The following is an 18,763-nucleotide window of genomic DNA, read 5'->3' as shown; positions in this document are numbered from 1 at the left end:
CGGGGCGGCGGCTCGGTAACCTAAGCGCGCTGACACACCCTTAGGGCGGCTTTACCTCGGCCGCTCCGAGACTGCCCACCCTTCCGTTCCGTACGTCCAAGGAGTTGCCGCCGCCGTGAGCCGCAGCCTTCGACGCGGCGCCCTCGCCGCCACTGCCATCGTGTTCTCGATCGCCTCGCTGGCCGCTTGCGGTGCAGGCAACAACGCGGAGACGCTCCAGATCAAGCCGGACAACGCCGCCGTCACCAAGGGCGACATCAAGATCCAGAACGCGCTGGTGATCACCCAGGGCGAGAAGGACAAGAAGGGCCCGGCCGCCGTCTCCGCGACGGTCTTCAACAGCGGCGTCCGGCCGCAGACGCTTGACGCCATCACCCTCGCGGGTGGCAAGGCCAAGGTCGTGCTGAAGCCCGCGGAGGGCGCCTCCAAGGTCACCGTGCCGGCCGGCGGCTCGATCGTCCTGGGCGGCAAGGGGAACCCCTCCGCCGTGATCGAGGGCGCCGAGACCGTGCAGCGGGGCAACGCGCAGGAGCTCGTCTTCCAGCTGAGCACCGCGGGTGACGTGCCGATCGCCGCCTTCGTCGTCCCGGACGCCGGCATGTACGCGGGCTTCGGCCCGACCGAGGCCCCGGTCGCCGCCCCCGGCGCCACGCCGTCGGGCGCGGCCTCGGGCACGCCGTCCGGCAGCCCCTCCGGCTCCCCGGCCACCACCCCCTCGGGCGCCGCCTCCGGCACCCCGGCCGGTGCGGCCTCGGGCACCCCGTCGGGTTCCCCCTCGCACAGCGCCGGCCACTGAGCCCGCGGCACCACGTACGGAAGGGCCCCGTCCGCAGAAGCGGACGGGGCCCTTTCGTATGCGCGTGCTCACTGCCGCCGCGGGCTTACGGCTCGAACTTGTAGCCCAGGCCGCGGACCGTGACCAGGTAGCGCGGCGCGCCCGGGTCCGGCTCGATCTTGGCGCGCAGGCGCTTGACGTGGACGTCCAGCGTCTTGGTGTCGCCGACGTAGTCGGCGCCCCAGACCCGGTCGATCAGCTGCATGCGGGTGAGGACGCGGCCCGCGTTGCGCAGCAGCATCTCCAGCAGGTCGAACTCCTTCAGCGGGAGGTCCACCTTGGCCCCGGCGACCGTGACCACGTGGCGGTCGACGTCCATCCGTACGGGGCCGGCCTCCAGCGCGGCCGGGGTGACCTCCTCCGGCTCGCCGCGGCGGCGCAGGACCGCGCGGATGCGGGCGACCAGCTCCCGCGAGGAGAAGGGCTTGGTGACGTAGTCGTCGGCTCCTATCTCCAGCCCGACGACCTTGTCGATCTCGCTGTCCTTGGCCGTCACCATGATGACGGGCACGTTGGAGCGGCCGCGCAGCTGCCGGCAGACCTCCGTGCCGGGCAGGCCGGGGAGCATCAGGTCGAGGAGGACGAGGTCGGCGCCGTTGCGCTCGAACTCGTCGAGCCCGTCGGGCCCGGTCGCGGCGATGGCGACCTCGAAGCCCTCCTTGCGGAGCATGTAGGACAGGGCGTCGCTGAAGGATTCCTCATCCTCGACGACGAGCACTCGGGTCACGGAAGGACCTCCGGGGCAGGAATGGCTGGTTCTTGTTCAGGCAGGGGTGGGGTGGCTTGGTGCGGGGGCCGGCTCCGCGGCCGGGGCGGCCGCGGGTGCGGGTGCCGGAGCAGCTGCTTCCGGCAGGCGCAGGGTGAACGTGGAGCCCTGACCCTCCGAGCTCCAGACGGACACCTCCCCGCCGTGCGAGGCCGCCACGTGCTTCACGATCGCAAGGCCGAGGCCGGTTCCTCCCGTGGCACGGGAGCGGGCCGGGTCCACGCGGTAGAAGCGCTCGAAGATGCGCTCGCGGTCCTTTTCCGGGATGCCGATGCCCTGGTCGGTCACGGCGATCTCGATCAAGTCTCCCCCAGGTGCCGCGACCCTGCGTCCGGCTATGCCGACGCGGGTGCGGGCGGGGCTGTAGTTGACGGCGTTCTCCACCAGGTTCCCGAGGGCCGCCGCGAGCTGGCCGCGGTTGCCCCAGACGCGCAGGTCGGCGGTGCCGCCCGCGGCCATGGTGATCTGCTTGGAGGAGGCCGTGTGGCGGCAGCGGTCGATGGCCTCGGCCACCAGCGTGTCCACTCGTACGGGCTCCGCGTCCTCGAGCGGGTCGTCGTTCTGCACCCGGGAGAGGTCGATGAGCTCCTGTACGAGGTTGATCAGGCGGGCGGCCTCGATCTGCATGCGGCCGGCGAAGCGGCTGACCGCCTCGGGGTCGTCGGAGGCGTCCATGACGGCCTCGGACAGCAGCGAGATGGCTCCGACCGGCGTCTTCAGCTCGTGCGACACGTTCGCGACGAAGTCGCGCCGTACGGCCTCGATGCGGCGGGCCTCGGTGAGGTCCTCGACCAGGAGCAGGACCAGCCGGGAGCCGAGCGGGGCGACGCGCGCCGAGACGGCGAGCGCCTCGCCGCGGCCGGTGCCGCGCCGGGGCAGGTCGAGCTCGACCTGGCGTATTTCCCCGTCGCGGCGGGTGTCGCGGGCCATGTGGAGCATGGGCTCGACGGCCAGTTTGCCGCCGCGTACCAGTCCGAGGGCGTACGCCGCCGAGCTGGCCTTGACCACCGCGTCGCCCTCGTCGAGCACGACGGCGGAGGAGCGGAGCACGGAGAGGACGGTGTCCACGCCGGGCGGGAGCACCGCGTTGATGTCGGGGCGCATGGAGCTCCGGGTGGGGCGGGCCTGGTCGCGCTCGCTCCAGCGGAACGCCAGCATCGCGATCACACCGGTGCAAAGACCGGCGATCGCTGCAGCTGCGGCGACCGCCGCGTTCACGTCCATGCCTCAAGGTTAAGCAGGCCCGATGGCACTTCCACAGCCGTTCGGGTGGCACCTCGAACAGTCGTCGCCCAGAGTTCACCGTGGCGACGGGGTTGATTCACTTGTGATGCCGGAGTCGGACGCGTTTGCGCCCCAACGTGTCAACGTGGGGGCACGAGGCCGCCCCGGCCCGTCCCACACGGGCAGCAGAGGCAGTAGGCAAGAGAGGGACAAGCCATGCGTGACGCGTACCACGAGGAACTGGACTCGATCGGGGAAGGCCTGGTCGAGATGGCCCGGCTCGTCGGTTCCGCGATCGGGCGGGCCACCACGTCCATGCTCGACGCCGACCTGAAGCTCGCCGAGAGCGTCATCGCCGCCGACCAGAAGGTGGACGACCTCCAGCACGACCTGGAGGCCCGCGCCATCGCGCTGCTGGCCCGCCAGCAGCCGGTCGCCACCGATCTGCGCATCGTGGTGACCTCGCTGCGCATGTCGGCCGACCTGGAGCGCTCGGGCGACCTGGCCCAGCACGTGGCGAAGCTGGCCCGGCTGCGCTTCCCGGACACCGCCGTCCCGCGCGACCTGCACGCGACCATCCTGGAGATGGGGCAGCTGGCGCAGCGCCTGATGGCGAAGGCGGCCGAGGTCATCATCACGAAGGACGTCGACCTGGCCCTCCAGCTGGAGCAGGACGACGACGAGATGGACCAGCTGCACCGCACGCTCTTCCAGCACCTGATGGACGACCGCTGGAAGCACGGCATCGAGACCGCGGTGGACGTGACCCTGCTGGGCCGCTACTACGAGCGCTTCGCGGACCACGCGGTGTCGGTGGCCAAGCGCGTGGTCTACCTGGTGACGGGCGAGCACGCGGACGAGCTGCAGGCCCCGACGGTGGTCGAGGGCGTCTGAGGCGCTCTGCTCCAATGCGCCGTTGACGCGCCGGTGCGGCTGGGCATGAATGAGGGCGAAGGCAGTAAGAGGCCTTGCGTACGAGACGTACCGGTAAGACGCCACGCACGCCGCCCGCGAGGAGGATCCATGCCCGATTCCCCCGTCCCCATCACCCCGGAGCACGAGCAGCAGCCGCGGCCCGAACCGCTGCGGCTCCCGCTGCTCGCGGCCTGCGGCTGCGGCTCCGGCTGCGGCTGCGGCTGCCAGTCCGGCGCGCCCTGCCAGTGCGGGGGCTGACCCCGCCGAATCGGTTCGGCGGTCCGGCCGTCACGGCACCGGCAGCACGGGAAGGCCCCCTGCCCGCGGAGATCCGCAGGCAGGGGGCCTTTCTGCGGCCTGACCTACCAGAACACGACGAGGTAGCCGTTGCCGCCCACGCCGCCGGGGCTGCCCGCGGCGCCGGTGGTGCCGCCGCCGGCCCCGCCGCCACCGCCGTTGCCGCCCGCGCCCGTGTTCGTCGCGGGCAGCTGCACGATGCCGTCGACGGCGGCCCCGCCCACGCCGCCCTGGGCGCCGCTCTGGCCGCTCGCCCCGGTGCGGTTCGTCACGTCGAGGCTGTTGCAGGTGCCGTTGCCGCCGGCGCCGCCCGTACCCGGGGTGCCGGTCGTAGCGGTGCCGCCGCCACCGCCGCCACCGCCGGTGCCGCCCGTGGCGCTGAGCTGGATGCCGGCCGAGGAGGTCAGCGTGGTCGGGCTGCCGGTCCCGCCGGTGCCGCCGGGCTGTCCGTTGTTGCCGCCCGCGGGCGCGCCGGGACCGACGGCCCCGGCTCCGCCGCCGCCGCCCACGTCCACGGTGTAGCTCTGGCCGGGCTTCACCTTGATGACGCACCAGGTGAACCCGCCGGCTCCGCCGCCGCCGCCCTGGCCGCCGTTGCCCGTCAGCTCCGCGCTCGCGCCGCCACCGCCGCCGCCTCCGCCGCCTCCGCCGCCCCAGGCCTGGACGTGCACCGAGGTGACGCCCTCGGGCGCGGTGAAGAACCCGTCCGCGGTGAAGTCCCGCAGGCCGTGGATGACGGTGGGCGCCTGCGGCTCCTTGTCCTTGGAGCCCGAGCCCGGCCTGTCACCACCGCCGTGGGGGCCGTCGGAGCCCGAGCCGGAGCCCGAGCCCGGCCTGTCACCCCCACCGTGGGGGCCGTCGTACGCGAGTGCCCCGGGTGCCATGGTGAGCAGTTGGCCGGAGAGGGCCACGGCCGCCAGGGCGGAGGCGAGGAGCACCCGGCGGGGGGCGCGGGAGCGCTGGGAAACGGGCTTCTGGTTCACGGAGCGAGTTCCTTCCCCGCGGTGAGCCGGGGCTCGTGCGGAGGACGAGGGAATGCGGGACCGGTCGGCCCGCGTGCCCATCGGACCCTCACCCCCCGCACCCCGCACCCCGGCGACCCGCTCCTTGACCCGCGCAGGTGACCGTTTGATCCACCCGGGCGACCAAGTCTTCGGCTGCTACGACAACCAGTGGCCGAGCCCGGCCCGGGGCAGCGAGAAGCCCCCTACCTGCCGAGAACCAGCAGGTAGGGGGCTCGTTCGTGCGTCAGGACTACTTCTTGCCCTGGTTCTTGACGGCCTCGATGGCGGCGGCCGCGGCGGCCGGGTCGAGGTAGGTGCCGCCCGGCTTGAGGGGCTTGAACTCGGCGTCGAGCTCGTAGGCGAGCGGGATGCCGGTCGGGATGTTCAGGCCCGCGATGTCGGCGTCGGAGATTCCGTCCAGGTGCTTGACCAGCGCGCGCAGGCTGTTGCCGTGCGCGGCGACCAGGACCGTGCGGCCCGCGAGGAGGTCCGGGACGATGCCGTCGTACCAGTACGGCAGCATGCGGACGACGACGTCCTTCAGGCACTCCGTCTTGGGGCGCAGCTCCGGCGGGATGGTCGCGTAGCGCGGGTCCTCGGACTGCGAGAACTCCGTGCCGTCCTCGAGGGCCGGCGGCGGGGTGTCGTACGAGCGGCGCCACAGCATGAACTGCTCCTCGCCGAACTCGGCGAGGGTCTGGGCCTTGTCCTTGCCCTGGAGCGCACCGTAGTGCCGCTCGTTCAGGCGCCAGGAGCGGTGGACCGGGATCCAGTGGCGGTCGGCGGCCTCGAGCGCCAGCTGCGCGGTGCGGATCGCGCGCTTCTGGAGCGAGGTGTGCACGACGTCGGGGAGCAGGCCGGCGTCCTTGAGCAGCTCACCGCCGCGGACCGCCTCCTTCTCGCCCTTCTCGTTGAGATTGACGTCCACCCAGCCGGTGAACAGGTTCTTCGCGTTCCACTCGCTCTCGCCGTGGCGGAGGAGGATCAGCTTGTACGGTGCGTCGGCCATGCGTACGAGCCTAATGGACGAGCGGGAGCGCTCGCGCGCGTGGTCCACGGCCGCGGACCGGCCGCGGATTGACGGTGTGCGTCAATCCGATGGCCTCCGCCCACCCCCCACCCGTAGGGTGCGATGAGCAGGAGAGCCACTTACATTACCGGGGGGAATCCGTCATGTCCGCTGACAGTCTCAGACGTGCGGCACGCGAGAGCGTGGCCGGCCTCCCCCGCGAGTTCTGGTGGCTGTGGACCAGCACCCTGGTGAACAGGCTCGGGGCCTTCGTCGCCACCTTCATGACCTTGTACCTGACCGTGGACCGCGGCTATTCGGCCTCCTTCGCGGGACTCGTGGTGGCCTTGCACGGGCTCGGCGGGGTCGTCTCCTCGCTCGGCGCGGGCGTGATGACCGACCGCCTCGGCCGGCGCCCCACGCTGCTGGCGGCCCAGGCCTCGACGGCGTTCTCGGTGGCGCTGCTCGGCTTCATGGAGCACCCGGCGGCGATCGCGGCGGTGGCGCTGCTGGTCGGCATGACCTCGAACGCCTCGCGCCCGGCGGTGCAGGCGATGATGGCGGACATCGTCCGGCCGGAGGACCGGGTCCGGGCCTTCGCGCTGAACTACTGGGCGATCAACCTCGGCTTCGCCGTCTCGGCGACGGCGGCGGGCTTCGTCGCCGAGTACAGCTACCTGGCCGGGTTCCTCGGCGAGGCGGCGCTGACGCTGGTCTGCGCGGTGCTCGTGTACGTGAAGCTGCCCGAGTCGCGGCCGGAGCGGACCGCCGCCGAGGAGGCGGCCGCCGAGCCGGAGATCGGGCTCGGGACGGTGCTGCGGGACGGACGCTTCATGGGCGTGGTCGGGCTGTCGTTCCTGATCTCGCTGATCTTCACGCAGGGCTCGTTCGGACTGCCGCTGGCCATGGGCGCGGGCGGGTTCTCCGCCGGGGACTACGGGCTGGTCATCGCGGTCAACGGGGTGCTGATCGTGCTGCTGCAGCTCCCGGTCACCCGCTTCATCGAGAAGGGCGACCCGCAGAAGCTGCTGGTGGTCTCGGCGCTGCTGGCCGGGTACGGGTTCGGACTGACGGCCTTCGCCGGGTCGGTGTGGAGCATGGGGCTGACGGTGTGCGTGTGGACGCTGGCCGAGATCGTCAACTCCCCGACCCAGATGGGCCTGGTCGCCCGGCTCTCCCCGCTGCACGGGCGCGGCCGCTACCAGGGCATGTACACGATGTCCTGGGCGGTGGCGGCGCTGGTGGCGCCGCTGATGGCCGGCTTCATGATCGACCGGTGGGGGGCGGGCTGGCTCTGGGCGTCCGTGGCCGTGCTGGGCACGGTGGCGGCGCTGGGGTACTGGCTGCTGATGCGGAGACTGGCCGAGAGCGAGCCCGCGCCGGTGGTCTCGGCGTCGGCTCCGGCCGCCCCGGCCCTGGTCCCGACCCCGGCCGCCGCCGAGGCCTAGGCCTGGGCCCGGGCCCGGGCCTCGCTCAGGACGCCGGCCGCGTCAGGTGCTTGAAGGCGTCCAGGTTGCGCGTCGGCTCGCCGCGCGAGACCCGCCACTCGTACTCGCGCCGGATCGCGCTCGCGAAGCCCAGTTCCAGCAGCGTGTTGAACGCACCGTCCGCCGCCTCCAGGACCGTGCCGAGCAGCCGGTCCAGGTCCTCCGGGGTGACGACGGAGAGCGGGAGCCGGGCCGTCAGGTAGACGTCGCCGAGCGCGTCGACCGCGTAGGCCATCCCGTACAGCTTGAGGTTGCGCTCCAGCAGCCAGCGGTGGACGCCCGCCTCGTTCTCGTCCGGGTGGCGGATCACGAACGCGTTGACGGACAGCGAGTGCCGGCCGACCCGGAGCGAGCAGGTGGTGGACAGCTTGCGCGTGCCGGGGAGCTGGACGACGTACGAGCCGGGCTCGGGGCTCTCCCAGCCCAGTCCGGCCTCGGTCAGCGTGCTCTCGATGATCGCGGCGGTGTCAGCCATGGTGGGAGCGTACGCGACGGCGGTGATCATGCATCGCCGCGGTGTAGACGTCCGCCGTGCCGCTCGCCGCCGTGTCCCAGCCGAAGAACTGGGCGTGCCGGGCGGCCTCGGCGCCCATCCGGTCCGCGAGCCCCGGCTCGTCCACGAAGCGACGCAGCTCGCGCGCGTAGTCCACCGGGTCGTGCCCGGGTACGAGGATCCCCGTCACCCCGTCGTTGACGGCGACGGGCAGCCCGCCGACCGCGGCGGCCAGCACCGGGGTGCCGGTGGCCTGCGCCTCGATCGCGACGAGCCCGAAGGACTCGCTGTACGAGGGCATGACCAGCACCGACGCCGCCCGGAACCAGTCGGCGAGGGCGTCCTGGCGGACCGGCGGGTGGAAGTGGACGATGTCGGCGATGCCGAGCTTCGCGGCCAGCTTCTGGAGCCCCTCCGGCTTGGCCAGCCCGCTGCCGCTGGGCCCCCCGACGACGGGGACGAAGAGGCGCCGGCGCAGCGTCGGGTCGCGGTCGACGAGCTCGGCGACGGCGCGCAGCAGGATGTCGGGGGCCTTGAGCGGCTGGATGCGGCCCGCGAAGAGCGGGATGACGGCGTCCTGCGGCAGGCCGAGGCGGGCGCGGGCGGCGGCCCGGCCGTCGCCGACGGTGAACCGGTCGAGGTTCACGCCGGGGTGGACGACGGCCACCTTGCCGGGGTCGGCCTCGTAGTGGCGGACGAGCTCGTCGGCCTCTTCCGTGGTGTTCGCGATGAGCCGGTCGGCGGCGGCCACGATCTGGGTCTCGCCGATGACGCGGGCGGCGGGCTCGGGCGTGTCGCCCTCGGCGAGCGCGGCGTTCTTGACCTTGGCCATGGTGTGCATGGCGTGCACGAGGGGGACGCCCCAGCGTTCGGCGGCGAGCCAGCCCACGTGGCCGGAGAGCCAGTAGTGGGAGTGGACGAGGTCGTAGTAGCCGGGCCGGTGGCCGGCCCAGGCCTGCATGACGCCGTGGGTGAAGGCGCACAGCTGGGCCGGGAGCTCCTCCTTGGCGAGGCCCTCGTACGGGCCCGCGTCCACGTGCCGTACGAGGACCCCGGGGGCCAGCTCGACCGCGGACGGCAGGCCGCCCTCGGTGGCGCGGGTGAAGATCTCGACCTCGATGTTGATCGCGGCGAGGCGCTTGGCCAGCTCCACGATGTACACGTTCATGCCGCCGGCGTCGCCGGTGCCGGGCTGGTGCAGCGGTGAGGTGTGCACGCTGAGCATGGCCACGCGGCGCGGCTTGCGGTGGTGGCCGACGGCCGGCAGGCGCAGCCGCGGCGGATCGTGGCGGGTGCCGCGGGCGGCGGCGATGCGGCCGCCGAGGCTGCCGCCGAGGCGGGACACGTACTGGCTCAAGGGAGCAGTTCCTCTCGCTCGGACGACACTCGGACGGCGCGCGGTGGGAGGGACGGGACCACCGGCGGGGCGCGGACGGACACGGACAGGGCATGACGGAAGGAGCGCGCGGGGCGCCCTTCAAGGAGTGCAACCCGGATGGCCGCGTCCCGCATTCCGGGGGAGCGAGCATTTTTCCCCGGCGTTTGCGCCCGGGGCCCGTCCGGGGGGCGGATTCCGTCAGGTGGGCGCGCTCCGCATACGCTCGGCGCATGTCCTCCCGCTCCGCCGCCCCGCCCCCGCGCCGCCCCGTGGGCACGGTGACGCGCGGGACGACGAATCCGAACCGGCTGCGCCGGATGGACCGCTGGATCGCGGCCACGCACGGGCCGGTGCTGCGGCGCTCCGAGGCCCCCGTCGCGGTGGACCTCGGGTACGGGGCCGCGCCGTGGACGGCGGTGGAGCTGCTGGCCCGGCTGCGGGAGGCGGCGCCGCGGGTGCGGGTGGTCGGCATCGAGATCGAGCCGGCGCGGGTCGCGGGGGCGAAGCCGTACGAGCGGGAGGGGCTGAGCTTCCGGCACGGCGGGTTCGAGGTTCCGCTGGAGGGCGGGGCCCGGCCGACGCTAATCCGTGCGGCGAACGTACTGCGCCAGTACGACGAGGAGCAGGTGGCGGCGGTGTGGGAGCGGCTGTGCGCGCGGCTGGCCCCGGACGGGCTGCTCGTCGAGGGGACCTGCGACGAGATCGGGCGGCGCCACGTGTGGGTGGCGCTCGGGCCCGAGGGGGCGCGCACGGTGACGTTCGCGACCCGGCTGGGCTCTCTGGAGCGCCCCTCGGACCTGGCGGAGCGGCTGCCGAAGGCACTCATCCACCGCAACGTTCCGGGGGAACCGGTGCACGCGTTCCTGCGCGACTTCGACCGGGCGTGGGCGGCGGCCGCCCCGTACGCCTCGTACGGGGCACGGCAGCGCTGGATCCGGACGGCGCGGGCGCTGGCCGCGGACTGGCCGCTGGCGGACGGGCCGGTGCGGTGGCGGCAGGGGGAACTGACCGTGCGCTGGGAGGCGTTGCGCCCGGCGGGGTGAATGTGGCGCGGCGGGGAACCGGTCGCCGGGGTGGCCCGTTGAGTCGTCGGGGATGGGTGTGGGGGACTGGGCGGGGCCGGATCCACGACCGGAGCCAAGATCGGGATGACATCCGTGAGGGTGTTGGAATTCACCCACTCGTGGCACCATCCCGAAGGCAGGGCAAAGTTACTGATGAATAGTCAGATCTGATACCGGATCCGACTCGGGGCACCTTGGGGGGACCATGGGGACCGTGGAGCGCAGGCGATGGAGGGGTGCGTCCGCTCTCACCCTGCTGTGTGCGACGGCGCTGCTGGCGGTGTCGGCCATGACGGGCACGGCCCAGGCGACGCCGATGCCCGAGCCCGGCGCCAAGTCCCTTGAGCAGGTGCGCAAGGAGATCGACGAGCTGTACCGCCAGGCGGGCACGGCGACGGACGCGTACAACCTCGCGGAGAGCGAGACCAAGGCGCAGTCCGCCAAGATCGTCGAGATCGCCAAGCAGGTGGTGGCCGGCCAGGACCGGATCACGGCCCTGAAGAACCGCGCGGGGGCCGCCGCGCGCGCCCAGTACCGCTCGGGCGGGATGCCGGCCGGCGCGCAACTGGCCCTGAGCAACAGCCCCAGCCAGTTCCTCGACGGGGCGGACCGCATCCGCCAGGGCGAGAAGGCGACCACGGACCTGCTCTCCGAAATGAACCGCACGCAGAGCGACTTGCAGCAGTACGCGCGGGACGCGAGCGCGCAGTGGGAGAAGCTCGAAGCCAACCGGATCAAGCAGGAGACCTCGAAGAAGCAGATCGAGGAGAAGATCAAGTCGGCGGAGTCGCTGGAGAGCAAGCTGCAGGCCGAGGAGAAGGCCCGGCTGATCCAGCTGGAGCAGGAAGCGCAGTACAAGGCGCAGACCGCCTGGCTGTCGACCGGCGTGCTGAAGGAGATCAACAGCTCGGCGTCGGAGTCCGGGAAGAAGGCGGTCCAGTACGCCACGGCGCAGATGGGCAAGCCGTACGAGTGGGGCGCCGAGGGCCCGTCCTCGTTCGACTGCTCCGGCCTCACCTCGCAGGCCTGGCGGGCGGCCGGCAAGGGCATCCCGCGCACGTCGCAGGAGCAGCTGCGGCTGCTGCCGAAGGTCGCGATCAAGGACATGCGGCCGGGCGACCTGATCATCTACTTCGACGACGCGAGCCACGTCGGCATGTACGTGGGCGACGGCGCGATGATCCACGCCCCCCGCCCGGGCCGCAACGTCACCCTGGCCGGCGCCGGCTCGATGCCGATCAAGGCAGTGGTCCGCCCCGACGCGTGACCGCGGCCCCGAGGTGAGGGAACCCCGCAGGGCCGGACGACGTCTCGGTGGGCGGGACGGCGATCGCCGTCGCCGTGACGTTTCTCATTCAGTGGGTACTCAGTGAGGCGGACTTTCCCCCGCGATAACGGCATATGCCTGCGGCCCTGGCGCAGAACGCCATTCCGCTCCCAGGCCACCGCCCGCTAGGGTCTGCCGGACGCACCCTCGGGGGGAGGGAAGGAACCGGAGACGATGGCCGTACCCGTACCGCGGCAGAGGGACACCCCCGCCACCGAGAGCGCTCAGGCAACCCCGCCGACGGCCGCACACGCCACCGCCGCGCACGCCACCGCACCCCAGGCGTCCCTCACCCTGCTGGTGATCGAGGACGACCCCGCGGGCGGGCTGACCGTGCCCGAGATCCTCGACGCCGACCGGCACCGCATCCGGCTCCGCACCGCCCGCAACCTCACCGAGGCCGCACGCCTGCTCACCCCCGACGTGCACTGCATCCTGCTCGACCTCTCCCTCCCCGCCGCCGGATCCACGACGGCGGGCGGCTCGCGCACCGCCGTCGTCGACCAGCTGGACACCCTGCGCGAGGTGCTCCGGATCGCGCCCCGCCACGCCGTGCTCGTCCTCACCGCCGAGGCCGACGCCGAGCGCGCCGCCGAGGCCGTACGGGTCGGCGCACAGGACTTCCTCTTCCGCGACGAGCTCGACGGCCGGCTGCTCAGCCGGGCGATCCGCTACGCGGTGGAGAGAAAACGGGCGGACATCGCCCAGTACAAGCTCGCAGAATCGAAACTGCGGGCCCAGGAGAACGCCCGCCTGGAGCGGGGCCTGCTCCCCAACCCCCTCCTCGAAGGCTCCGACCTCCGGTTCGCCGCCCGCTACCGCCCCGGCCGCAGCCGCGCCCTCCTCGGCGGGGACTTCTACGACACCGTCCGCACCCCCGACGGCACCGTCCACGCCATGATCGGCGACGTCTGCGGCCACGGCCCCGACGAGGCGGCCCTCGGCGTCGAACTCCGGATCGCCTGGCGCGCCCTGACCCTGGCCGGCCTGTGCGGCGACGACCTGCTGTCGACCCTCCAGGAGGTCCTGGAGGTGGAGCGCCCCGGCGACGAGATCTTCGCGACCCTGTGCACGGTGGACATCTCCCCCGACGGCCGCCGCGCCGGCCTGTGCCTGGCCGGCCATCCGGCCCCGCTGATATCCCGGCCGGGCCGCCGCGCGCAGCTCCTCCCGTACGAGAACAGCGGCCCGGCGCTCGGCCTGCTGCCCAAGGCCCGCTGGCCGCGCCGCCAGGTGGAGCTGGGCGGCACCTGGAGCCTGATGCTCTACACCGACGGGCTGATCGAGGGCCGCATCGGCGAGGGCAAGGAGCGGCTGGGGCAGGACGGGATGGTCGAGATGATCAACCGGCACCTCGACCGCGGCCTGAGCGGTGAGGGCCTGCTGGAGGCCTCCGTCACCGAGGCCCGCCGCCTCAACGGCGGCGAGCTCACCGACGACGTGGCCGTGGTGCTGCTCTCGCGCAACGAGTCCTAGGGGGTGTCGTCAAAGTAGCCCCGCCGGCCAGAAGGGACTTTGACGACGCCCCCCAGGGGGCCCGGAGGCTCAGCGCCCGCCGTTGTACGGGCCGTACGGACCGTCGCTGCTGCTCCCGCCGCTGCGCCGGCCGCCCCGCCCGCCGCCCGAGACCTGCTTGAGGGCCGGGCGCACGTCGACGAAGAACACGATGGTGGCCACGAGACCGGCGATCTCCAGGAACAGCATCCCCAGGAAGAAGTCCACCAGCACGGTGACCCCGAGGATGACCAGCCAGAACGTCTTGGTCTGCTTGTCGGCGGCACGGTACGCGTCCTCGCGGGCCAGCAGCGCGAGGACGAAGGCCACGACGGCGAGTGCCAGCATGGCGAACCCGAGCAACGGAAGCACTCCGTTATCGAACCCGTTCATCAACATCGCCTGACCGCCTTCTCACGCTCGCACGCCTGATGCCGCCTGCCTCCACGCTACCGGCAGAGCGGTCCTCCCGAACAACAACGGGCCGGACACCCCACTGGTGCCCGGCCCGCCGTCACGCCATTCGATTCCCGTCCGGGATTCAGCCCTCGTCGCCGGAGACGACGGCGGCCTTCTTCACGTTGTTCTTGCGGGCCGCGTTGCGCCGGGCGGCGGGCTTCTCCTCGGCCGAGGCGTCGGCGGCCGCGGGCTCTTCCGGCTGCTCCTGCGCCGGCACCTGCTCCTGCTTCGGCTCGACGGCGACCGCGATGTCGACGATCTCCTCGGAGACCTCGCCGCGCCAGGTCCGCACGGCCTGCTCGCCGTGCTCGGCGACCTTGTCGTACGTCTCCTTGGCGCGCACCGCGTACTCGGCGGCCACGCCGACCCCGCGCAGCGCCAGGTCCTGCGCGGTCTCCCCGAGCTTCTTCGGGTCGATCGCGGTCAGCACGTCGGCGAACTTGGCGGCGACGGCCTCCTGCGCCTCGCGCGCCTTCTCCTGCACGATCTTCGGGTCGGTGTTCTTCACGGCCTCGATGCGCGCGGGGGCCTCGGCGCGCAGCTGCTCGATGAGCCCGGGCACCTTCTTGGCCTGCTGCACCGCGAGGTCGGCGGTGCCGGCGGCGAAGTAGAGCGGCGTCGGGTCGGTGAGGGTCTTCTTCAGGTCATCGGCGATGGCCATGGTGGCTGGTCCTCCCGGATCACAGTTCAGTTCGTAGGGTGCATCGCGTCGTCCCCGCCGGGCGGGTCGGACGGATCGGCCGGGTCGGCCTCGGCCGCGTTCTCCTTGCGGAACGAGTCGTAGATCTGGAGCAGCACCTGCTTCTGCCGCTCGTTGATGGACGGGTCGCCGAGTATGACGGCCCGCGTCTCGACCTCGTCGCGATCGCGCTCGTCGAGGATCCCGGCCTGCACGTACAGCGTCTCCGCGGAGATCCGCAGCGCCTTGGCGAGCTGCTGCAGGATGTCCGCGCTCGGCTTGCGCAGCCCGCGCTCGATCTGGCTCAGGTACGGATTCGACACCCCCGCCGCGTCGGCCAGCTGCCGCAGCGAGAGCTGGGCCTGCCGCCGCTGCTCGCGGAGGTATTCGCCGAGATTTCCGACGTTGAGCGATGCCATGCCCCGATCCTGCCGCACCTTGCTAACTATTGCAAGCAGCTGCTTGCAAAATCACCCACGCGGGCGGGGCTGGTTGAAGCGGAGCATGTTGCCGGCCGGGTCGCGGAAGGCGCAGTCGCGGACGCCGTACGGCTGGTCGGCCGGCTCCTGGAGGACCTCGCCGCCCGCCGCCCGGATGCGTTCGAAGGCGGCGTCCACGTCGTCGGTGGAGAAGATCACGCCGCGCAGCATGCCCTTGGCGAGCAGTTCGGCCATCGCCTGCCGGTCGGCGGGCGCGGCGTTCGGATTCGCGGCCGGCGGTTCGAGGACGATCTCGACGTCCGGCTGCGCCGGCGAGCCGACGGTCACCCAGCGCATCCCCTCGAACGCCACGTCGTTGCGCACCTCGAGGCCGAGGGCGTCGCGGTAGAAGGCCAGCGCCTTGTCGTGGTCGTCGACCGCGATGAAGCACTGGGACAGCTTGATTTCCATGCGAACGACGCTAAGCGCGGGCGGCGGATTCCGCTTCCGGGCCGCTCCGCGCCCCTCCGCTCTCGGCCGGCCCGCTCTCGACCGGCCCGCTCTCCGCCGGCCCGCTCGTGGCGGGGCCGTTCCTGACCGGCCGCGTGAGGATCTTGGCGACGCACGCCGGGATGGCCGCGCCCGGCTCGTGCCCGCGGGCCCGGTACGCGCTCGGGCTCTCGCCGACCAGCTCGGTGAAGCGGGAGCTGAACGAGCCCAGCGAGGTGCAGCCGACCTCGAAGCAGACCTCCGTCACGCTCAGGTCCCCCCGCCGCAGCAGCGCCTTCGCCCGCTCGACGCGGCGGGTCATCAGGTAGCTGTACGGGGTCTCGCCGAAGGCGGCCCGGAAGCTGCGGGAGAAGTGCCCCGGCGACATCAGGGCGACCCGCGCCAGCTCGGCCACGTCCAGGGGCCGCGCGTACTCGCGGTCCATCATGTCCCGGGCCCGGCGCAGCCGTCTGAGGTCATCGAGCGTCACCCTGCCAGCGTAAGGCGGGCGCGGCGCCGGCGGGAGCCCGTGCCCCCGGCCGGCCGGGAGCCCGCCGCCAACTCGCTTGCCCCGCCGCCGCGTTGTCCGGAGCGGGCCCGCCGGACCGGCCGGCCCCACCGCCTAGACCCCGCGCGTCCCGATCGCCAGCGTCGCGTACAGCTCCTCCGAGGTCGCGGCGCGGACCGCCAGGCCCGCCGCCGCGAGGGCCGAGGCCGTACGGGGGGACTGGCGGGCACTCGTCTCGATCAGCAGGCGACCGCCCGGGGCCAGCCAGGGCAGCGCCCCCGCCGCGACCCGGCGGTGGATGTCCAGGCCGTCCGGGCCGCCGTCCAGCGAGGTCAGCGGCTCGTGGTCACGGGCCTCCGCCGGGAGCAGCCCGATCTCCTCCGTCGGCACGTACGGGGCGTTGACCAGCAGCAGGTCCACCCGCCCGCGCAGCGAGTCCGGCAGCGCCGCGTACAGGTCGCCCTCGTGGACCCGCCCGCCGTACGGGGCCACGTTCAGCCGCGCGTACGCCAGCGCCGCCGGGTCGATGTCCGCCGCGTGCAGCTCCACCCGGCGGCCCAGCTGCGCCGCCACCGCCGCGCCCAGCGCGCCGACCCCGCAGCACAGGTCCAGGACGACGGCGTCCGGCCGGCCCAGGGCCACGGCCTCCTGCACCAGGAACTCGGTGCGCCGGCGCGGGACGAACGCCCCCTCGCCCACCCGCATGCGCAGCCCGCAGAACTCGGCCCAGCCCACGACGTGTTCCAGCGGTTCACCGCCGGCCCGGCGGGCCACCAGGTCCGCCAGGTGCCGCCCGTCGTCCTCGGCGGCGGCCGTCAGCAGCTCCGCCTCCTCCTCCGCGAAGACGCAGCCCGCCGCCCGCAGGGTTTCCACAATCGAAGTCACTGATTCCGTCTCTCTCAGAAGATGTCCGGGCACCACGGGCGGCGCGCCGTGCGGAACACCGCGTCCGCGAGCGCCAGCGCCCCCGGCCGCTCCTCCACGATCCGCCCGAGCGCGCCGAGCCGCACCGCCGACTCGTCGCCGAGGTACAGGGAGCCCAGCGCCGACGCGTCGAGCCGCAGGTCCGCCGGCTCCTCGGTGGCCGCGCACTCCCCCGTGCCCGCGTCCAGACGGTAGCGCCCGGCGGCCGGACCGGCCGGGTCCGCGACCTCCAGTACGAGCACCCCGGGCACCGCGTACGTCCGCGCGCCCAGCGCCCGTACGACGTCCAGCACGCGCACCCACAGGAAGTCCGAGGCCGTCACGATCGCGGCCGCGCGCGGGTCGGGCAGCAGCCGGGCGACGAGGTCGTCGGGGGCGCGGTAGCCCGTACGGACCTTCAGCACCCAGTCGATCGAGCACAGGAAGTGCCACAGCGCGCGCTGCGCTTCCGGGGTGACCGCGATCAGGTCCTTGACCTGCACGGTGTTGAGCGGGACCTTCCCGTCCGTCCAGTGGTCGTCCGCCCCGTACACGGCGAGGCCGGCCGCTTCGCCCTCCGCCGTCCGGTACACGGCGTGGAACTTGTCCTTGTAGGGGCGGGTGGCCATCTCCTCCACTCCGGTGGCCAGGTTCCACCAGCGCGCGTTCCGGCCGACCGTGCCGGGCGAGACCGCCCGCAGCCGCTCGTGCAGCCCGGGGCCGATCGCGCGCGCCCCGGCCGCGTCCACCAGCTCGATGCGGCCGCCGTCCGCGGGCCCCGACCAGCGCGGGTCGAGCCCGGTGCGGCTCACGTCGATCTCCCACTCGGCGATCGATGCGGCGGGCCCGTACCCGTAGCGCCCGTAGATCGGGTACTCGGCGGCGATCAGCGTGGACACGACGTCGCCGCGTGCCCGCGCGGCCGCCAGCTCGCCGGCCATCATCCGGGTCAGCAGACCGCGCCGGCGGTGCGTGGGCAGCACGGCGACGTTGGTGACGGCGCTCGCGGCCACGCTCGCCCCGCCCGGGACGGTCAGCTCCTGGGCGAAGGAGCGGAGGGTGGCCACGCAGCGGCCGGTGGATTCGTCGAAGGCGCCGAGCGTGCGGGCGAAGTCGGTGTGCTTGGCCCGCTGGGCGATCTCGGATGCGGTGGCGGGTTCAGGGCGCAGGAAGCCGCTGTTCACGGCTCGCAGCCATTCGGGGAATTCGGATTCGGCGATGGGCCGGACGGCAGCACTCATAACCGGCCACGCTAACCGCCGCTCCGGTCCTCGTCGCGCGAATTACCCGCGCCGGACCACGCCGGACGGGCAACCCCCGCGGGCTACACCAACAGGTCGTCCACCTGCGCCTCGCCCTCCCGGTAGCGCCGGGTGATCTCCGCACTGCAGTCGTCCGCCGTGCGCTGCAGCTGCTGCCGGCGCCGCGAGACCTGCTGCTCGTACCCCACCAACCGGCCCATCGCGTCGTGCAGTTCGCCGTCGGTGCGGGCCGCCAGGTCCGACAGCTCCACGTCCGACAGCATCTCCGCGGCCAGCAGCCGGAACTCCTCGCTGTGCGGGGTGCAGAGCGTCACGTGCCGGGCGGAGGCGCTGCGGCTGGAGGGCGCGTCGGCGAGGATCTCCGAGAGCCGGTCCACCACCGGCGGCTCCGGGGTCACCGGGGCCTCCGGGTCGCTGCGCCGGGCCAGTTCGGCCCGCAGGATGTCGATGCGGCCCTGGAGGAGTCTGCGCACGTAGCTCAGATCGGCCTCGTCCCGCTGCGCGTCGCGGCGCAGCGTACGCAGCTCCGGCAGCCCGAGCGCGGTGGCGGGGCCGGCGGCGGACGCGGTCGCGGGCGTGGTCGGCGCCTGCTCACCGCCCGTGCGCTGCGCGGGTGGTCGGACCGCGCTGCCCGTCGCGGTGGCCGCGGATGATGCCGGTACGGGTGTTGCAGGTACGGAGGTACCAGAAGTATTCATGTGAACGTGTCCGTCCCCTCGACCGGTGCATGGGGTCTCCCCCGGCCCGTGGG

At 73.1% G+C, this 18,763-nt stretch carries 21 protein-coding genes; 7 read left to right on the top strand and 14 right to left on the bottom strand.

The window, feature by feature from the left end; translation table 11 throughout:
* Nucleotides 1-115: 115 nt before the first annotated feature.
* A complete protein-coding gene (locus tag ACFYZS_RS27805) occupies nt 116-796 on the top strand; it encodes a DUF461 domain-containing protein (protein ID WP_389018087.1) in 681 nt (226 codons plus the stop codon).
* 85 nt (nt 797-881) lie between these two features.
* Here the strand turns inward: ACFYZS_RS27805 and ACFYZS_RS27800 are convergent, their stop codons facing one another.
* Both ACFYZS_RS27800 and ACFYZS_RS27795 read right to left on the bottom strand, forming a co-directional pair.
* A complete protein-coding gene (locus ACFYZS_RS27800) occupies nt 882-1,562 on the bottom strand; it encodes a response regulator transcription factor (RefSeq protein WP_007265514.1) in 681 nt (226 codons plus the stop codon).
* 36 nt (nt 1,563-1,598) lie between these two features.
* Nucleotides 1,599-2,825: a sensor histidine kinase gene (locus ACFYZS_RS27795; protein ID WP_389018084.1), complete on the bottom strand. Its 1,227-nt coding sequence runs from the start codon at nt 2,823-2,825 to the stop codon at nt 1,599-1,601.
* A 216-nt stretch (nt 2,826-3,041) separates the two neighbouring features.
* Here ACFYZS_RS27795 and phoU point away from each other — a divergent pair, with 216 nt between their 5' ends.
* Both phoU and ACFYZS_RS27785 read left to right on the top strand, forming a co-directional pair.
* Nucleotides 3,042-3,719 (top strand): phosphate signaling complex protein PhoU, encoded by a 678-nt coding sequence (phoU, locus tag ACFYZS_RS27790; RefSeq protein ID WP_385582929.1) that lies wholly within the window; start codon nt 3,042-3,044, stop codon nt 3,717-3,719.
* A 129-nt stretch (nt 3,720-3,848) separates the two neighbouring features.
* Nucleotides 3,849-3,998, top strand: a complete 150-nt coding sequence (locus tag ACFYZS_RS27785) for a hypothetical protein (protein ID WP_199813613.1) — start codon at nt 3,849-3,851, stop codon at nt 3,996-3,998.
* 104 nt (nt 3,999-4,102) lie between these two features.
* Here ACFYZS_RS27785 and ACFYZS_RS27780 read toward each other — a convergent pair whose 3' ends face one another.
* Both ACFYZS_RS27780 and ACFYZS_RS27775 read right to left on the bottom strand, forming a co-directional pair.
* On the bottom strand, nt 4,103-5,020 hold the full coding sequence (locus tag ACFYZS_RS27780) for a hypothetical protein (protein ID WP_389018079.1): 918 nt from the start codon (nt 5,018-5,020) through the stop codon (nt 4,103-4,105).
* 271 nt (nt 5,021-5,291) lie between these two features.
* Entirely contained in the window at nt 5,292-6,050 is a 759-nt protein-coding gene (locus tag ACFYZS_RS27775; protein ID WP_389018076.1) for a phosphoglyceromutase, read from the bottom strand.
* Between the two features lie 164 nt (nt 6,051-6,214).
* On the opposite strand from ACFYZS_RS27775, the gene ACFYZS_RS27770 reads away from it, so the two are divergent.
* Nucleotides 6,215-7,498: an MDR family MFS transporter gene (locus ACFYZS_RS27770; protein ID WP_389018073.1), complete on the top strand. Its 1,284-nt coding sequence runs from the start codon at nt 6,215-6,217 to the stop codon at nt 7,496-7,498.
* Nucleotides 7,499-7,523: 25 nt separating this feature from the next.
* Here the strand turns inward: ACFYZS_RS27770 and ACFYZS_RS27765 are convergent, their stop codons facing one another.
* Nucleotides 7,524-8,012, bottom strand: coding sequence for a YbjN domain-containing protein (locus ACFYZS_RS27765; protein ID WP_389018070.1), 489 nt, complete (start codon nt 8,010-8,012; stop codon nt 7,524-7,526).
* Nucleotides 8,005-9,387 (bottom strand): D-inositol-3-phosphate glycosyltransferase, encoded by a 1,383-nt coding sequence (mshA, locus tag ACFYZS_RS27760; protein WP_389018067.1) that lies wholly within the window; start codon nt 9,385-9,387, stop codon nt 8,005-8,007. Before mshA ends, ACFYZS_RS27765 begins: the two co-directional genes overlap by 8 nt.
* 251 nt (nt 9,388-9,638) lie before the next feature.
* On the opposite strand from mshA, the gene ACFYZS_RS27755 reads away from it, so the two are divergent.
* The 3 genes from ACFYZS_RS27755 (at nt 9,639) to ACFYZS_RS27745 (ending at nt 13,275) form a co-directional block, all read left to right on the top strand.
* On the top strand, nt 9,639-10,451 hold the full coding sequence (locus ACFYZS_RS27755; RefSeq protein WP_389018064.1) for a class I SAM-dependent methyltransferase: 813 nt from the start codon (nt 9,639-9,641) through the stop codon (nt 10,449-10,451).
* Nucleotides 10,452-10,677: 226 nt separating this feature from the next.
* Nucleotides 10,678-11,739, top strand: coding sequence for an NlpC/P60 family protein (locus ACFYZS_RS27750; RefSeq protein ID WP_389018062.1), 1,062 nt, complete (start codon nt 10,678-10,680; stop codon nt 11,737-11,739).
* Between the two features lie 234 nt (nt 11,740-11,973).
* Nucleotides 11,974-13,275 carry a PP2C family protein-serine/threonine phosphatase gene (locus tag ACFYZS_RS27745; RefSeq protein WP_389018059.1) on the top strand — a complete coding sequence of 434 codons (1,302 nt, stop codon included), beginning with the start codon at nt 11,974-11,976 and terminating at the stop codon, nt 13,273-13,275.
* 69 nt (nt 13,276-13,344) lie between these two features.
* Here ACFYZS_RS27745 and ACFYZS_RS27740 read toward each other — a convergent pair whose 3' ends face one another.
* From ACFYZS_RS27740 to ACFYZS_RS27705, 8 genes are all read right to left on the bottom strand, one after another.
* Entirely contained in the window at nt 13,345-13,692 is a 348-nt protein-coding gene (locus ACFYZS_RS27740) for a DUF2516 family protein (protein ID WP_389018056.1), read from the bottom strand.
* Between the two features lie 142 nt (nt 13,693-13,834).
* Nucleotides 13,835-14,413 (bottom strand): hypothetical protein, encoded by a 579-nt coding sequence (locus ACFYZS_RS27735; protein WP_389018054.1) that lies wholly within the window; start codon nt 14,411-14,413, stop codon nt 13,835-13,837.
* 26 nt (nt 14,414-14,439) lie between these two features.
* Nucleotides 14,440-14,850 carry a helix-turn-helix domain-containing protein gene (locus ACFYZS_RS27730; protein ID WP_030858640.1) on the bottom strand — a complete coding sequence of 137 codons (411 nt, stop codon included), beginning with the start codon at nt 14,848-14,850 and terminating at the stop codon, nt 14,440-14,442.
* Nucleotides 14,851-14,901: 51 nt separating this feature from the next.
* Complete coding sequence (locus ACFYZS_RS27725) at nt 14,902-15,321, bottom strand: VOC family protein (RefSeq protein ID WP_389018051.1); 420 nt, start codon at nt 15,319-15,321, stop codon at nt 14,902-14,904.
* A gap of 10 nt (nt 15,322-15,331) precedes the next feature.
* Nucleotides 15,332-15,829, bottom strand: coding sequence for a helix-turn-helix transcriptional regulator (locus ACFYZS_RS27720; RefSeq protein ID WP_389018048.1), 498 nt, complete (start codon nt 15,827-15,829; stop codon nt 15,332-15,334).
* Between the two features lie 132 nt (nt 15,830-15,961).
* Nucleotides 15,962-16,732 carry a putative protein N(5)-glutamine methyltransferase gene (locus tag ACFYZS_RS27715; protein ID WP_389018045.1) on the bottom strand — a complete coding sequence of 257 codons (771 nt, stop codon included), beginning with the start codon at nt 16,730-16,732 and terminating at the stop codon, nt 15,962-15,964.
* A 14-nt stretch (nt 16,733-16,746) separates the two neighbouring features.
* Nucleotides 16,747-17,991, bottom strand: coding sequence for a GNAT family N-acetyltransferase (locus ACFYZS_RS27710; RefSeq protein WP_389018042.1), 1,245 nt, complete (start codon nt 17,989-17,991; stop codon nt 16,747-16,749).
* Nucleotides 17,992-18,074: 83 nt separating this feature from the next.
* The gene (locus tag ACFYZS_RS27705) at nt 18,075-18,710 is read right to left on the bottom strand and encodes an AmfC protein (RefSeq protein WP_389018039.1); all 636 of its coding nucleotides are present in this window, start codon (nt 18,708-18,710) and stop codon (nt 18,075-18,077) included.
* Nucleotides 18,711-18,763 lie beyond the last annotated feature (53 nt).

This window comes from Streptomyces sp. NPDC001903 (assembly GCF_042891345.1).
Lineage (GTDB): Bacteria > Actinomycetota > Actinomycetes > Streptomycetales > Streptomycetaceae > Streptomyces.
This window is presented reverse-complemented; position numbering and strand designations above follow the sequence as displayed.

What these genes read in the sequence shown, in the direction of transcription:
- ACFYZS_RS27795 (WP_389018084.1), bottom strand. Translation starts at nt 2,825, where the DNA reads ATGGACGTGAACGCGGCGGTCGCCGCAGCTGCAGCGATCGCCGGTCTT.
- phoU (WP_385582929.1), top strand. Translation starts at nt 3,042, where the DNA reads ATGCGTGACGCGTACCACGAGGAACTGGACTCGATCGGGGAAGGCCTG.
- ACFYZS_RS27785 (WP_199813613.1), top strand. Translation starts at nt 3,849, where the DNA reads ATGCCCGATTCCCCCGTCCCCATCACCCCGGAGCACGAGCAGCAGCCG.
- ACFYZS_RS27775 (WP_389018076.1), bottom strand. Translation starts at nt 6,050, where the DNA reads ATGGCCGACGCACCGTACAAGCTGATCCTCCTCCGCCACGGCGAGAGC.
- ACFYZS_RS27770 (WP_389018073.1), top strand. Translation starts at nt 6,215, where the DNA reads ATGTCCGCTGACAGTCTCAGACGTGCGGCACGCGAGAGCGTGGCCGGC.
- ACFYZS_RS27765 (WP_389018070.1), bottom strand. Translation starts at nt 8,012, where the DNA reads ATGGCTGACACCGCCGCGATCATCGAGAGCACGCTGACCGAGGCCGGA.
- ACFYZS_RS27755 (WP_389018064.1), top strand. Translation starts at nt 9,639, where the DNA reads ATGTCCTCCCGCTCCGCCGCCCCGCCCCCGCGCCGCCCCGTGGGCACG.
- ACFYZS_RS27750 (WP_389018062.1), top strand. Translation starts at nt 10,678, where the DNA reads ATGGGGACCGTGGAGCGCAGGCGATGGAGGGGTGCGTCCGCTCTCACC.
- ACFYZS_RS27745 (WP_389018059.1), top strand. Translation starts at nt 11,974, where the DNA reads ATGGCCGTACCCGTACCGCGGCAGAGGGACACCCCCGCCACCGAGAGC.
- ACFYZS_RS27740 (WP_389018056.1), bottom strand. Translation starts at nt 13,692, where the DNA reads ATGTTGATGAACGGGTTCGATAACGGAGTGCTTCCGTTGCTCGGGTTC.
- ACFYZS_RS27735 (WP_389018054.1), bottom strand. Translation starts at nt 14,413, where the DNA reads ATGGCCATCGCCGATGACCTGAAGAAGACCCTCACCGACCCGACGCCG.
- ACFYZS_RS27730 (WP_030858640.1), bottom strand. Translation starts at nt 14,850, where the DNA reads ATGGCATCGCTCAACGTCGGAAATCTCGGCGAATACCTCCGCGAGCAG.
- ACFYZS_RS27725 (WP_389018051.1), bottom strand. Translation starts at nt 15,321, where the DNA reads ATGGAAATCAAGCTGTCCCAGTGCTTCATCGCGGTCGACGACCACGAC.
- ACFYZS_RS27710 (WP_389018042.1), bottom strand. Translation starts at nt 17,991, where the DNA reads ATGAGTGCTGCCGTCCGGCCCATCGCCGAATCCGAATTCCCCGAATGG.
- ACFYZS_RS27705 (WP_389018039.1), bottom strand. Translation starts at nt 18,710, where the DNA reads ATGAATACTTCTGGTACCTCCGTACCTGCAACACCCGTACCGGCATCA.